12 protein-coding genes are annotated in these 12134 nt (G+C 67.3%); 5 read left to right on the top strand and 7 right to left on the bottom strand.

The genetic code is table 11. The annotated features are described in order from the left end of the window. Positions 1–424, top strand: a 424-nt coding sequence (locus C6P61_RS03570) for a group II intron maturase-specific domain-containing protein (RefSeq protein WP_280524106.1), incomplete at its 5' end; no start/stop codon positions are given. A gap of 88 nt (positions 425–512) precedes the next feature. On the opposite strand, the gene C6P61_RS03565 is transcribed toward C6P61_RS03570, so the two are convergent. Further along, complete coding sequence (locus C6P61_RS03565; RefSeq protein ID WP_105728567.1) at positions 513–1328, bottom strand: DODA-type extradiol aromatic ring-opening family dioxygenase; 816 nt, start codon at positions 1326–1328, stop codon at positions 513–515. 170 nt (positions 1329–1498) lie between these two features. Here C6P61_RS03565 and aroE point away from each other — a divergent pair, with 170 nt between their 5' ends. Further along, positions 1499–2341, top strand: a complete 843-nt coding sequence (gene aroE, locus C6P61_RS03560) for a shikimate dehydrogenase (protein ID WP_105728558.1) — start codon at positions 1499–1501, stop codon at positions 2339–2341. Here aroE and C6P61_RS03555 read toward each other — a convergent pair. From C6P61_RS03555 to C6P61_RS03530, 6 genes are all read right to left on the bottom strand, one after another. Beyond that, entirely contained in the window at positions 2322–3503 is a 1182-nt protein-coding gene (locus tag C6P61_RS03555) for an MFS transporter (RefSeq protein ID WP_244908759.1), read from the bottom strand. The genes aroE and C6P61_RS03555 overlap by 20 nt on opposite strands. A gap of 5 nt (positions 3504–3508) precedes the next feature. Continuing rightward, on the bottom strand, positions 3509–4603 hold the full coding sequence (gene aroC, locus C6P61_RS03550; RefSeq protein ID WP_105728556.1) for a chorismate synthase: 1095 nt from the start codon (positions 4601–4603) through the stop codon (positions 3509–3511). 113 nt (positions 4604–4716) lie between these two features. Beyond that, positions 4717–5196, bottom strand: a complete 480-nt coding sequence (locus tag C6P61_RS03545; protein ID WP_105728555.1) for a hypothetical protein — start codon at positions 5194–5196, stop codon at positions 4717–4719. Positions 5197–5249: 53 nt separating this feature from the next. Continuing rightward, positions 5250–7199: an LruC domain-containing protein gene (locus tag C6P61_RS03540; protein WP_105728554.1), complete on the bottom strand. Its 1950-nt coding sequence runs from the start codon at positions 7197–7199 to the stop codon at positions 5250–5252. Between the two features lie 96 nt (positions 7200–7295). Continuing rightward, positions 7296–7751, bottom strand: a complete 456-nt coding sequence (locus C6P61_RS03535) for a CBS domain-containing protein (protein ID WP_105728553.1) — start codon at positions 7749–7751, stop codon at positions 7296–7298. A gap of 108 nt (positions 7752–7859) precedes the next feature. Continuing rightward, on the bottom strand, positions 7860–9116 hold the full coding sequence (locus C6P61_RS03530; RefSeq protein WP_105728552.1) for a YihY family inner membrane protein: 1257 nt from the start codon (positions 9114–9116) through the stop codon (positions 7860–7862). A 34-nt stretch (positions 9117–9150) separates the two neighbouring features. On the opposite strand from C6P61_RS03530, the gene C6P61_RS03525 reads away from it, so the two are divergent. From C6P61_RS03525 to C6P61_RS03515, 3 genes are read left to right on the top strand one after another with little or no spacing between them, the layout of a single operon-like run. Further along, positions 9151–9624 (top strand): DUF2069 domain-containing protein, encoded by a 474-nt coding sequence (locus C6P61_RS03525; RefSeq protein WP_244908758.1) that lies wholly within the window; start codon positions 9151–9153, stop codon positions 9622–9624. After that, positions 9624–11066: an FAD-binding oxidoreductase gene (locus tag C6P61_RS03520; protein ID WP_105728550.1), complete on the top strand. Its 1443-nt coding sequence runs from the start codon at positions 9624–9626 to the stop codon at positions 11064–11066. The genes C6P61_RS03525 and C6P61_RS03520 overlap by 1 nt, the downstream gene beginning before the upstream one ends. Before the next feature lie 56 nt (positions 11067–11122). Then, the gene (locus C6P61_RS03515) at positions 11123–12085 is read left to right on the top strand and encodes a thymidylate synthase (RefSeq protein WP_105728549.1); all 963 of its coding nucleotides are present in this window, start codon (positions 11123–11125) and stop codon (positions 12083–12085) included. The last annotated feature ends 49 nt before the right edge of the window (positions 12086–12134 follow it).

Genomic DNA, 12134 nt, shown 5'->3' with positions numbered 1-12134 from the left:
TGCGCTGTGGGTGGCCAAGGGTAAAGAAGTCAAATGCAAGGTGGCCGACAAGGCGCTGGACAACTTCAAGGCCCGCATCCGTCAGCTCACCAGGCGCTCGGGCGGACGCAGCATGAGCGAAGTGGTGGAGAAACTGAGGCCCTACCTACTGGGCTGGAAGGCGTACTTTGGGATGGCGCAGACGCCTAAAGTCTGGCGTGAACTGGACGAGTGGCTGCGCCACAGACTGCGAGCCATCCAGCTTAGGCACTGGAAGCGGTCGGGGACGATTTACCGCGAGCTCAAGGTCTTGGGGGCCAGGGAAGATGTAGCCAGACAGGTGGCGGGCAACTGCCGCCGCTGGTGGCGTAACAGTGGACTGCTGCTCAACAGTGTCCTGACCCTTGCCTACTTCGACCGACTGGGAGTGCCGCGACTGTCCTGACCTCAAGCTCTCGAACCGCCCGGTGCGGACCCGCATGCCGGGTGGTGTGGCAGGGGTGCCTCCAATGATGGCGGCCCCCTATGCCGATTCAGTGGAAGGCGATCGCGTCCATCGCCAGGTAGCTGTACATCACCTCGCGGTTGAAATACTCGGGCTCGGTCGCGCCCGGCTGACCCCAGCCGGCGGCGCCAAGCGCGAAGTACAACGGCAGGTAATGCTCGTCGGTCGGGTGGGCGCGCACGGCATGCGGCGCCTGGCGCCGGTAGTCGAACAGCTGTTCGCTGTCCTGCGCCAGCAGCCTGGCCTCGACCCAGCGCGCGAACTCCTGGACATAGGGCGCGGCCGGCGCGTCCTGCTCCGGGCGCCCGCCCATGAACTCGCGCAGGTTGTGCGTCATGCTGCCGGTCGCAAGGATCAGCACCCCCTGCTCGCGCAGGCCGGCCAGCGCCTGGCCCAGCGCGTACAGCTCGCGCGGGCCCATCTGCGCCGGCAGCGACAACTGCAGCACCGGCAAGTCGGCCGCCGGCAACAGGAAGCGCAGCGGCACCCAGGCGCCATGGTCGAACGGACGCTCGGGGTTAGCCTGCGCCGGCAGGCCGGCCGCCTGCAGCAGTTCCAGCACCTGCTGTGCCAGCTCGGGCGCCCCCGGCGCGGGGTATTGCAGCCGGTACAGTGGCTCGGGGAAACCGCCGAAATCATGCCAGGTCGCAGGCTGCGGGTGGCTCATGACCTCGATGCCGCGCGACATCCAGTGCGGCGACAGCACCAGCACCGCGCGCAGGTCGCCGCGCTCGCGCAGGCGGGCCCCCATGCGCTGCAAGGCCGGCCCGGTCTGGCCCGGATCAAGCGCGAACATCGGCGAGCCGTGCGAAACGAACAGGACGGGCAGCGGGGAATGGGTCATGTCGGCAGAATACAGAAAAAGCCAGGCCGGGGCCTCGATGCCTTGACTGTAGCGCCAGGCCAGGCGCGGCAGGTTCAGTGCGCGGATCGACCGCATTCAAAAACACTGAGCGATGCCGCGCATCGGCGACAATCACATGGAATCGATTTCCACCCTCATTTTGGTTTGACATGTCCACCCAGAATCCCGACCGCTACGCCGTCATCGGCAACCCCATCAGCCAGACCAAGTCGCCGCTGATCCACATGGCCTTTGCCGCGGAAAGCGGCCAGCACCTGGTCTACAGCGCGCTCGAAGGACCGCTGGGCCAGTTCGCCGCCACGGTCGACCAGTTCCGCGCCGAAGGCGGCAAGGGGCTCAACGTGACGGTGCCGTTCAAGCTCGACGCCTGCGCCTACGCCACCGACCTGTCGGACGAGGCACGCGCCGCCGGTGCGGCCAATGCGCTCAAGTTCGAGGGCGAGCGCGTCTACGCGCAGAACTTCGACGGCGTCGGCCTGGTGCGCGACATCACGCATAACCTGGGCCAGCCGCTGGCGGGCAAGCGCGTGCTACTGCTGGGCGCCGGCGGTGCCGCGCGCGGCGCCATCCTGCCGATCCTGCGCGAGGGCCCGGCCTGCCTGTTCGTCGCCAACCGCACGGTCGACAAGGCCCAGGCCCTGGTGCAAGCGTTCCGCGCCAACGGCGCTGGCGACACCCTGCAAGGCGGCGGCTACGAGGCCTTGGCCGAGCTGCGCTTCGATGTCGTGATCAATGCCACCTCGGCCAGCCTGAGCGCAGCGCTGCCGCCGCTGCCGGCTTCAGCCTTCGAAGCCGACGGCCTGGCCTACGACATGGTCTATGGCAAGGGGCTGACGCCCTTCCTCAAGCTGGCACAGCAGGCTGGCGTGCGCCAGCTCGCCGACGGCGCCGGCATGCTGGTCGAACAGGCGGCCGAGGCCTTTGCCTGGTGGCGTGGCGTGCGCCCCGAGACGCGCGCCATGATCGCGCGCATCAGCGTGCCGCTGGTCTGAGGCGGCGCTGCGCGGCCAGCATGCGCCAGGCGGCGCCGCAAGCTAGCAGCGCGACGGCGGCAGCGAACCAGAACACCGCGCCCAGGCCCCAGCGCGGGCTGATCCAGGCCCCGAGCAGGCCGCCGATCACGCCCGACAGGCCATAGCCCAGCACTGCATACAGCGCCTGGCCGCGACCGCGCAGGCGGGCCGGAAAATACTGGCCCAGCAGCGCGATACAGACCGAGTGGTGGGCGGCAAAGGTGATGGCGTGCAGCAGCTGGGCCGCGAACAGCAGCCAGAGCCAGCCGCCGCCAGCGGCCGTGACGGCAAAGCGCAGCACGGCCAGCCCGGCGGCCAGCAGCAGCCAGGCGCCGTGGCTCAGGCGCGGCAACCAGCGCGCCTGGGTGAAGAACCAGCCGATCTCGACCAGCACCGAAACGGCCCAGAGCAGGCCGATGACCGACTTGCCATAGCCCAGCGAGTCAATGTAGAGCGAGAAGAAGACATAGACGGCCACATGCGCCATCACATGCAGGAAGACCGCGCCGAAGAACCAGGCCACCTCGGGCCGGCGCAGCACCGGCCAGATCGACTCCGAGCGCGCGCCGGCCTGGACCGGCTCGCGCTGGTCGGGCAACCACCAGCAACTCGCGACCAGCAGCACCAGCGTGCCGGCGGTCCAGGCCGGAAAGCTGCTCATGCCATGAGCCTCGAACCAGGCACCGGCCGCCAGCACGGTCAGCAGAAAACCGACCGATCCGCACAGCCGCACCCGGCCGTAGCGACGGGCATCGAAGCCACCGGCACGGCTGACCAGTTGCGCCAGCGCGGCCTCGCTCATCGGCATCATCGCGCTGGTGTGGGTGAACATCAGCAGCAACAGCAAGACCAGGCCCCAGAGGCTCAGCTCGAACCAGAGCCCGGCGCTGCAACAAAGCGCGACCATGGAGCAAAAGCGCAACAGCCGCACCCGCTCGCCGGTGTGGTCGCTGAGCCAGCCCCAGGCATAGGGCGCGAACAGCCTTGTCGCCGACTGCATCGAGGTCAGCAGGCTGATCGCGAACAGCCCGAAGCCGGCGTCCTTGAGCCAGAGCGGCAGGTAGGGATTGAAGAAGCCGATATGCGCGAAATAGCTCGCCGACAGCGCGGCAAAGGGCCAGAGTTCGCGGCCTCGGCTCAAACCCTTCAGCGCGCAGCCGCGATGTCGGGCGTGCTCACGCGCACATCGCCGCACTGGGCCCGATGGCGCAGCGCATGGTCGATCAGCACCAGCGCCAGCAGCGCCTCGGCGATCGGCGTGGCACGGATGCCGACGCAGGGGTCGTGCCGGCCCTTGGTGATCAGCTCGGTCGGCTGGCCTTCAACATCGATGGTCGCGCGCGGGATCAGGATCGAGCTGGTCGGCTTGATCGCCAGCGACACCTCGATGTCCTGGCCGGTGCTGATGCCGCCCAGGATGCCGCCGGCGTTGTTGCTCAGGAAGCCGTCCGGCGTCAGCGAGTCGCCGTGCGTGCTGCCGCGCTGGGCGACGCAGGCAAAGCCGGCGCCGATCTCGACCCCCTTGACCGCATTGAGGCCCATCATCGCGTGGGCGATGTCGGCATCAAGCTTGTCATACAGCGGCTCGCCCAGGCCGACCGGCACGTTCTGCGCCGTCACGCGCAGGCGCGCACCACAGGAGTCGCCCGACTTGCGCAGCTCGCCCATGTAGTCTTCCAGCGCACTGACGTCGGCGACCGGGGCGAAGAAGGGGTTGTTCGGCACATGGTCCCAGCTCTCGAACGCGATCTCGAGCTCGCCGACCTGGGTCATGCAGCCCTGAAAGGTGGTGCCGTAGACCTGCTGCAGCCATTTCTTGGCCACCGCGCCAGCCGCCACCGTCGGCGCGGTCAGGCGCGCCGAGCTGCGACCACCGCCGCGCGGGTCGCGGATGCCGTACTTGTGCCAGTAGGCGTAGTCGGCATGGCCAGGACGGAAGGATTGCAGGATATTGCCGTAGTCCTTGCTGCGCTGGTCGGTGTTCTGGATCAGCAGCGCGATCGGGGTGCCGGTGGTCTTGCCCTGATAGACCCCGCTCAGGATCTGCACCTGGTCGGGCTCGTTGCGCTGGGTCACGAACTTGCTGGTGCCGGGCCGACGCCGGTCCAGGTCATGCTGGATGTCCGCCTCGCACAGGTCCAGGCCTGGCGGGCAGCCATCGATCACGCAGCCGATGGCCGGACCGTGTGATTCGCCGAAGTTGGTGACGGTAAAGAGTTTGCCGAAGGTGTTGCCGCTCATGGTTGTCGATTATCCCAGAGCGGCGGCAATTGCCAGCGCGCGAGCGGTACAAATGAAATCCGCCCAGGCAGGCGAATGCCGATCACGCTCGTCGCTGGCATGCCCGCAGGACATCAGCCCTTGAGCTGCAGCACCAGGCCAGCGACCTTGTCGGCCGCGACCTTGCTGGCAGCCAGCGCACCGAGCTCCGGGCGCTGGTCGTCGAACAGCTCGACCAGCAGCATGTCGCTGCTGCCAGCCGGCAGGTTGAGCGCACCGAGATCGACCTTGCCAGCCGCATCCGTCGTGCCCGAACCCAGGGATTCGCCGCGCAGGGTGATGGTCTGGCCCTCCTGGGTTTCCTCGGTGTAGCGCGACACGTTGACGCGCAGGTTCTCGACTGCTGCGCCCTGGACCGTCACGGCCATCGCTGCCGGCGCCACCTCCCAGTTGAAGCCATTGCTCACGGCAGCGCTGATCGAGGCCTGCACCTGGGCATCGCTCAGGGAATTGCTGGCGGGCTTGCTATCGGTACTGCCGCCACCGCCACCACCGCAGGCTGCGAGAAGCACCGTTGCAGCGGCCAGAACGAGTTGTTTCTTGAAAGAAATCATGATGTTTCCTAGCGGCCGGTCAGCGACCGGCCATCCACTATGGGAAATGAGGTTCAGCGACCGTTGCGGAAGGTCTTGGCGGCTTGCAGGCTGGCCTTGTCGGTCTTGCCATAGGTCGGCGCAGTCTTGTCGCTCGGCGTGGCATACCAGGTCGGGTTCTTGCTGCCGCCCGAAGCTGCCCAGCTGACGAAGTCAGCATAGGCCGCCTCGACGCGAACCGCCTCGGACGGGTAATCCCAGAGCGCCGGAATATTGAGCGCCCAGGGCAGGCCCTTGCTGGTCATGTAGGTATAGCTCGTGCCGGGCTTGCTGGCATCGACACCGGTGTTGAACAGGCTGGCGTCAGCGCGAGCCGACGGCTTCTTGCCCGGCAGGTGCACCTCGATGCCCGGCTTTTCGGTGCGGAACAGGAAGGGGTCGTACGGCGTGGCCGGGAAACTGCCGGCATACAGGGGCGACCGGTCGGTCAGGGAACCGCTGGTCTTGGTCTTCATCTTCACGACCAGCTTGAACTCGGTGAAACCGGCGATCGGACAGCCGGCTGCCGCGTTGTAGAAGCCAAGCGACTTGCAGTTGCTGTCGGACTGGCTGGCCTGGAAGGCGTAGGCATCCTTGAAGATCTCGAACACCGCCTGCTTGTGGAGGCTCTTGTCGAGCGGAGCGAGCGTCTGCTCGGAAGCCTGGTTGTTGACACCGGTCGTGATCAAGGTGGCCGACTCGACATCGTCAGGCAGGATGCCCGGCAGCGCGAGCGCAAAACCGTTGCGGAAGCCCGCACCACGCGCGTCGAGGCGCAGGTTCATCTCGAGGCGCGAGACCTTGCCGGCCGCATGCTTGACCTCGCGGCTGCGGTAGCGCACGACCATGTCGTTGAGGTCGTAGTCGCCCTCGTTGGGCCAGTTGTCCTCGTAGGCCAGCGTGGCCCAGCCGGTGCCGCTCGGATAGTCCTTGTAGCTCGCCGCAGTCGGGTCCAGGGGATAGGCGTCGATCGGGTCCCTGGAGCTGCTGCTCGTGTCCTTGACGCCGTCGCCATCGCTGTCCTTGTTCTCGGCAACGATGGTGCTGATCTTCGTCAGGTTGGTGATGTTCTCAGGCCCCGCCGGCGTCACATGCACGGCCAGCAGCACGTCGTTGAAGTCATGGTCACCACCCGTGCGCAACATGTCCTCGAAGCCCAGCACGAGGCGCTGGAAGTCTGGCGCGCCGTTCCTGCCGGCCACCCTTTCCTCATTGAGCAGGATGGCGTGCTGGCGCAGGTTGCGGGCATCGTCGGGCTCGAGGGTGTTGAGCGCCTTGAGCGAATAGTAGATCTTGCGGCTGCTGTTCTCGTCGACGCCCGGGGTACGGGTGGTGCCGCTGGCATTGAGGCCACCGGCAAGCCTGAGGTCACGGCTGCCGCTCCAGCCGTCGGCCACGATGAAGAAGCCCACGCCCACGGGCTTGTCGCCGGTGCTGACATGGAACTTGACGGTGCTCGCCCTGCTGGAAGACGCGACCTTGAAGGGCGTCTCGTTGTCCTGGGAGGCGTTGGGGAAGAAGATCAGCTCGTTCTTGACATCGGCCGGCGACTTGGGAGGATTCGCCGGGTCATAGGTGAAGTAGCCCACGCTGTTGCGGTAGCCGGCCCCCTCGGACAGGAAGCTGACATAGATGTCGGACTCGAGGCCGGCCTTGAGCACCAGATTGGTCTGCTCGTCGGAGCCCAGGCTCACCCGGGTGTTGTTGTTGATGTTCGACCCTTCGGGCAGCATGACGCCGATGCGGCTCAACAAGGTTTTCGGCAGATCGGGAATCGGCAAGCTCGACAGGTTGGTCGTGTAGGCCGAGTGGGTGGGCTCGCCGTTGGCCGTGTTGTAGGGCAGGTTGCCATAGGTCGGCGTTCCCACCTGTCCCAGGTATTGCCAGATGATCTTGTTGTTCGTGACGGTATAGCCTGTCAGGCCGAGAGCCGCTGCTGCCGCAAGAGCAGTGACGGCAAAAAGCCGCTGTTTATTCGTTGCCATGATCAATATAAGTATTTAAAAACAAAAAACAGTCTACCGGCAAGGCAGACTGCTCTGTGACCAGAATGTAAATTCTGGTGGGGGCGAGGGGGAAGGTCAGGACTTCTCGTCGACCTCTTGCTCCGGCCATTCGCGGATATAGGCCTTGAGCATCTTGTTCTCGAAGTTCTGGTTGTCGACGATGGCCTTGGCGACGTCGTAGAAGCTGATCACGCCCATCAGCATCTTGCCGTCCATCACCGGCATGTAGCGGGTATGGCTTTCGAGCATCAGCGGGCGGACCTGCTCGAGCTCGGTCTCGGGCGTGCAGGTCGACGGCTTGTGGTCCATGACCTTGTCGACGGTCTTGCCGGCGACGGTGCCGGCGTTGCGGGCCAGGGTCTTGATCACCTCGCGGAAAGTCAGCATGCCGACCAACTGGCCATTCTCCATCACGGCGAGCGAACCAATGTCGAACTCGGCCATGGTCTCGATGGCGTGCGAGAGTTTCTCGTCGGGGGACACGGTGTAGAGGGTGCCGCCCTTGACGCGCAGGATGTCGCTGACTTTCATATTGTTCTGCTCCTTGGGCGCACCAGCGCACCCGACACAAATATAGCCCACAAATCCTGCCCGCGAAGGCCTGCCAGGCAGGGGAAATCCCGCTTGTTGCAGCGCGGCTCAGGCCGCCGGCCCCGGCAAGGCATCCGCCAGCGTCAGCGCCGACCAGCCGCTGGCCTGCCAGAGCGCCCTTGTGCCGTCGTTCAGCGGCAGGCAGAGCGCCTGCAGCAGCGGGGCCAGCGGGGTGCTGGCGGCATCGACCAGCAGCACATGGCGCCCATCGGCCTCGCTCAGGCGGCCGACCCAGTCCAGCGCCTCGAGCGCCTCCAGCGGCGGCTCGATCTGCAAGGGATCGACGCGCAACTGGCGCGCAAGCGACTCGAGGCTGCAGCCGCGCCGGCCATCGCTGCGCGAGCGCTCCAGGCAATCCAGCAGTTCGAGCGCGAGCTGCAGATCCCAGCCCGGCGCGTCGGAGCGACGCTCGATACCGCCGACCAGGCTGGGCAGATAGGCCGTCAGCACGGCGCCGAGCAGCACGATCACCCAGCCGGTATAGAGCCAGATCAGCAGGATCGGCACGGTCGCGAAGGCGCCGTAGACGGCCGAATAGGTCGGCACCTGCACCAGATACCAGCCCAGCACGCGCTTGGCCAGCTCGATGCCGATCGATGCCAGGCTGGCGCCGACGAAGGCATGCGACCAGCGCACCGGCGCATTGGGAACGAAGCGGTAGAGCGCCGCCATGCCGGTCAGGCCGAGCAGGAACTCGATCGCGCCAAGCGCGAACTGGACGCCACCCGGCACCGCGCTGACCCAGCCGCGCGAGGCCGACACGGCATAGGAGCTCAGGCTCAGGCTCGCGCCCAGCAGCAGCGGGCCCAGCGTCAGCACCGCCCAGTAGATCAACACGCGCTGGGTCAGCGAGCGTGGCTGGCGCACGCGCCAGATGTCGTTGAGCTTGCGGTCTATCGTCAGCACCAGCGTCAGCGCGGTCACGAGCAGGAACACCGCACCGGCCCAGCCCATCTTGCCGGCCTGCTGCGAGAACTGCAGCAGGTAGTTGCTGACCTGGCGCGCGATCTGGTCCGGGATCAGGCTCTGGATCAGCCACTGTTGCAGCTGCGCCTGCAGCCGGCCGAAGACCGGAAAGGCGCTGAAGATGGCCAGGCCGACCGTGAACAGCGGCACCAGCGAGATCGTGGTGGTGAAGGTCAGGCTGCCGGCCGTGATGCCGAGCCGGTCCTCGCGGAAGCGCTCGCGCAGCGTCAGCGCGGTGATGCGCCAGGGAAAACGGCCCAACGCCTGCAGCAGCGCAGGCAGCCAGGCGTCGATCAAATGCAGGCGGCCGGACTGGCGCGCGCGCTGGTGGATTCTCATCGCCGGTATCATGCCATCGCTCTACCCGCCCAACATGAAAAAGACCCGCCCCGATCCCATGCCCGACGCCCCGCCGGGCACCGTCCTTCCCACCCCGGCCGGGGTGGACTTCGCGCGCCGCGCTGCCGTCGCCTGCACGCTGGCGCTGATCGTGCTCGGCCTGGCCTGGGAGCTCTGGCTGGCGCCGCTGCGCCCGGGTGGCTCGACGCTGGCGTTCAAGGTGCTGCCGCTGTGCCTGCCGCTGCCCGGCCTGCTGAAGAACCGCATGTACACCTACCGCGCGCTGAGCCTGCTGGTCTGGCTCTATGTGATGGAAGGCTCGGTAAGGGCCTGGAGCGACAAAGGCCTGTCGGCCTGGCTGGCCGGGCTCGAGCTGCTGCTGTGCCTGGGCCTGTTCGTCGCCTGCACCGTCCATGTCCGGCTGCGACTGAAGGCGGCGCGCGCCGCGCTGGCTGCAGCGGCCGATGCCGGCGCTGCCGCCGACCATTCCCAACGGGAGACGAATTGATGAACGACTCGAACGATCTGCTGTCGGCGCTGCGCGCGGCCGTCGGCGCCCAGCAGGTGCTGACCCATGAAGACCCGGCCACCGATCTGGCGGCCTACGAGCAGGACTGGCGCCGGCGCCACCGCGGCCGCGCGCTGGCCGTGGTGCGCCCGGGCAACACGGCCGAAGTTGCCGCCGTGGTCCAGGCCTGTGCGGCGGCTGGCGTAGCCATCGTGCCGCAAGGCGGCAACACCGGACTGGTGGTCGGCAGCGTGCCCGACGCCAGCGGCCAGCAGGTGCTGCTGAGCCTGCAGCGCATGAACCGGGTGCGCGCGCTCGACGCCGCCAACCTGACGCTGACGGTCGACGCCGGCTGCATCCTGCAGGCCGCGCAACAGGCGGCCGAGGCCGCCGGCCTGCTGCTGCCGCTGAGCCTGGCAGCCGAGGGCAGCTGCACCATCGGCGGCAACCTGGCCAGCAACGCCGGCGGCACCCAGGTGCTGCGCTACGGCAATGCGCGCGAGCAATGCCTGGGCCTGGAAGTCGTCACGCCGCAAGGCGAGGTCTGGGACGGCCTGATCGGGCTGCGCAAGGACAATACCGGCTACGACCTGCGCGACCTCTACATCGGCAGCGAAGGCACGCTGGGCATCATCACCGGCGCCACGCTCAAGCTGCAGCCGCAGCCGGCCGCCAAGCTGACGGCCTGGGCCGCGCTGCCGTCGATCGAGGCCGCGGTCGAGCTGCTCGGGCTGGCGCAGCGCCAGCTCGGCGCCGGCCTGACCGGCTTCGAGGCCATGAGCCGCTTTTCGCTGTCACTGGTCGACAAGCATTACCCGCAGCTGCGCGTGCCGCTGTGGCAGGACCATCCCTGGTGCGTGCTGCTGGAGAACTCCGACAGCGAGAGCGAGGCCCATGCGCGCGAACGCTTCGAGGCGCTGCTCGAAGCAGCGCTCGAGCAGGGCTGCGTCAGCGATGCCATCGTCGCCGAGAGCCTGGGCCAGGCGCACAACCTGTGGCATATCCGCGAGAGCATCTCGCTGGCGCAAAGCGAGGAAGGCCTCAACATCAAGCACGACATCAGCCTGCCGGTGTCGGCCATTGCCCGTTTCTGCGCCGAGACCGATGCGCAACTGGCCGCCGAGATCCCGGGCGTGCGGCTGGTCAATTTCGGCCATCTGGGCGACGGCAACCTGCACTACAACGTGCAAGCACCCGAGGGCGGCGATCCGGCCGCCTTCCTGCGCGAGCAGGAAAGCCGCATCAACCACATCGTGTTCGACTCGGTGCGGCGCCATGGCGGCTCGATCAGCGCCGAGCATGGCATCGGCAGCCTGAAAGCCGAGACGCTGCCGCAGTACAAGCACCCGGTCGCGCTGGCGCTGATGCGCCGCATCAAGGCCGCGCTCGACCCGCAGGGCCTCATGAACCCGGGGCGGGTGCTGATACAGGAGCCGCGCTGAACGCTGATCTGGATTGCATCGCTAAAATGTCTGGTTTTATCTAGCCAGCCAGCGCCGTGAAGCAATACCTCGACCTCGTCCGCACCGTCTTCGAGCAAGGCAGCTGGCAGACCAACCGCACCGGCATCCGCACCCTGAGCCTGCCGGGCGCGGCAATGCGCTTCGACCTGAGCCAGGGCTTCCCGGCCGTCACGACCAAGAAGCTGGCCTTCAAGTCGGCGGTCGGCGAGCTGGTCGGCTTCCTGCGCGGCTACCGCAGCGCGGCCGAGTTCCGCGCGCTCGGCTGCAAGGTCTGGGACCAGAATGCCAACGAGAACGCCGCCTGGCTGGCCAACCCCTACCGCCTGGGCGAGGACGACCTGGGTCCGGTCTATGGCGTGCAGTGGCGCAACTGGCCCGCGTTCAAGGCCCTGCCCGCCTCGGCGTCAGGCCAGATCGAGGATGCGCTGGGCCGCGGCTATGTCCGGATTGCCGACACCGCCGACGGCCAGGTCGTGCTCTACAAGGCGGTCGACCAGCTGCGGCAATGCCTCGACACCATCATCAGCAACCCGAGCGACCGCCGCATCATCTTCCACGGCTGGAACTGGGCCCAGCTGGAGGAAATGGCGCTGCCGCCCTGCCACCTGCTGTACCAGTTCCTGCCGAATGCGGTCACGCGCGAGATCTCGCTCTGCCTCTACATCCGCAGCAACGATCTGGGGCTGGGCACGCCGTTCAACCTGACCGAGGGCGCGGCGCTGCTGCACCTGGTCGGGCGCCTGACCGGGTTCAAGCCGAAATGGTTCAGCTACTTCATCGGCGACGCGCACATTTACGAGAACCATGTGCCGATGCTGCAACAGCAGCTCACGCGCGAGCCGCTGCCGGCGCCGCAGCTGCTGCTGTCCGACCGCATTCCCGACTACGCCGTGACCGGCCAGTACCAGCCCGAGTGGCTGGAGCGGGTCGAGCCGGGCGACTTCAGCCTGGCGGGCTACCAGCACCATGCCCACCTGACGGCGCCGATGGCGGTCTGAGCAGGCGCCGGATCAGGCTAAGCAGGCGCCAGCGCCGCCTGCGCGCTTG

It is taken from the genome of Malikia spinosa (assembly GCF_002980625.1).
GTDB lineage: Bacteria > Pseudomonadota > Gammaproteobacteria > Burkholderiales > Burkholderiaceae_C > Malikia > Malikia spinosa.
The sequence above is the reverse complement of the archived record's forward strand: the minus strand, read 5'-3'. Positions and strand labels throughout refer to the sequence as shown.

What these genes read in the sequence shown, in the direction of transcription:
- C6P61_RS03565 (WP_105728567.1), bottom strand. Translation starts at nt 1,328, where the DNA reads ATGACCCATTCCCCGCTGCCCGTCCTGTTCGTTTCGCACGGCTCGCCG.
- aroE (WP_105728558.1), top strand. Translation starts at nt 1,499, where the DNA reads ATGTCCACCCAGAATCCCGACCGCTACGCCGTCATCGGCAACCCCATC.
- aroC (WP_105728556.1), bottom strand. Translation starts at nt 4,603, where the DNA reads ATGAGCGGCAACACCTTCGGCAAACTCTTTACCGTCACCAACTTCGGC.
- C6P61_RS03545 (WP_105728555.1), bottom strand. Translation starts at nt 5,196, where the DNA reads ATGATTTCTTTCAAGAAACAACTCGTTCTGGCCGCTGCAACGGTGCTT.
- C6P61_RS03540 (WP_105728554.1), bottom strand. Translation starts at nt 7,199, where the DNA reads ATGGCAACGAATAAACAGCGGCTTTTTGCCGTCACTGCTCTTGCGGCA.
- C6P61_RS03535 (WP_105728553.1), bottom strand. Translation starts at nt 7,751, where the DNA reads ATGAAAGTCAGCGACATCCTGCGCGTCAAGGGCGGCACCCTCTACACC.
- C6P61_RS03530 (WP_105728552.1), bottom strand. Translation starts at nt 9,116, where the DNA reads ATGAGAATCCACCAGCGCGCGCGCCAGTCCGGCCGCCTGCATTTGATC.
- C6P61_RS03525 (WP_244908758.1), top strand. Translation starts at nt 9,151, where the DNA reads ATGAAAAAGACCCGCCCCGATCCCATGCCCGACGCCCCGCCGGGCACC.
- C6P61_RS03520 (WP_105728550.1), top strand. Translation starts at nt 9,624, where the DNA reads ATGAACGACTCGAACGATCTGCTGTCGGCGCTGCGCGCGGCCGTCGGC.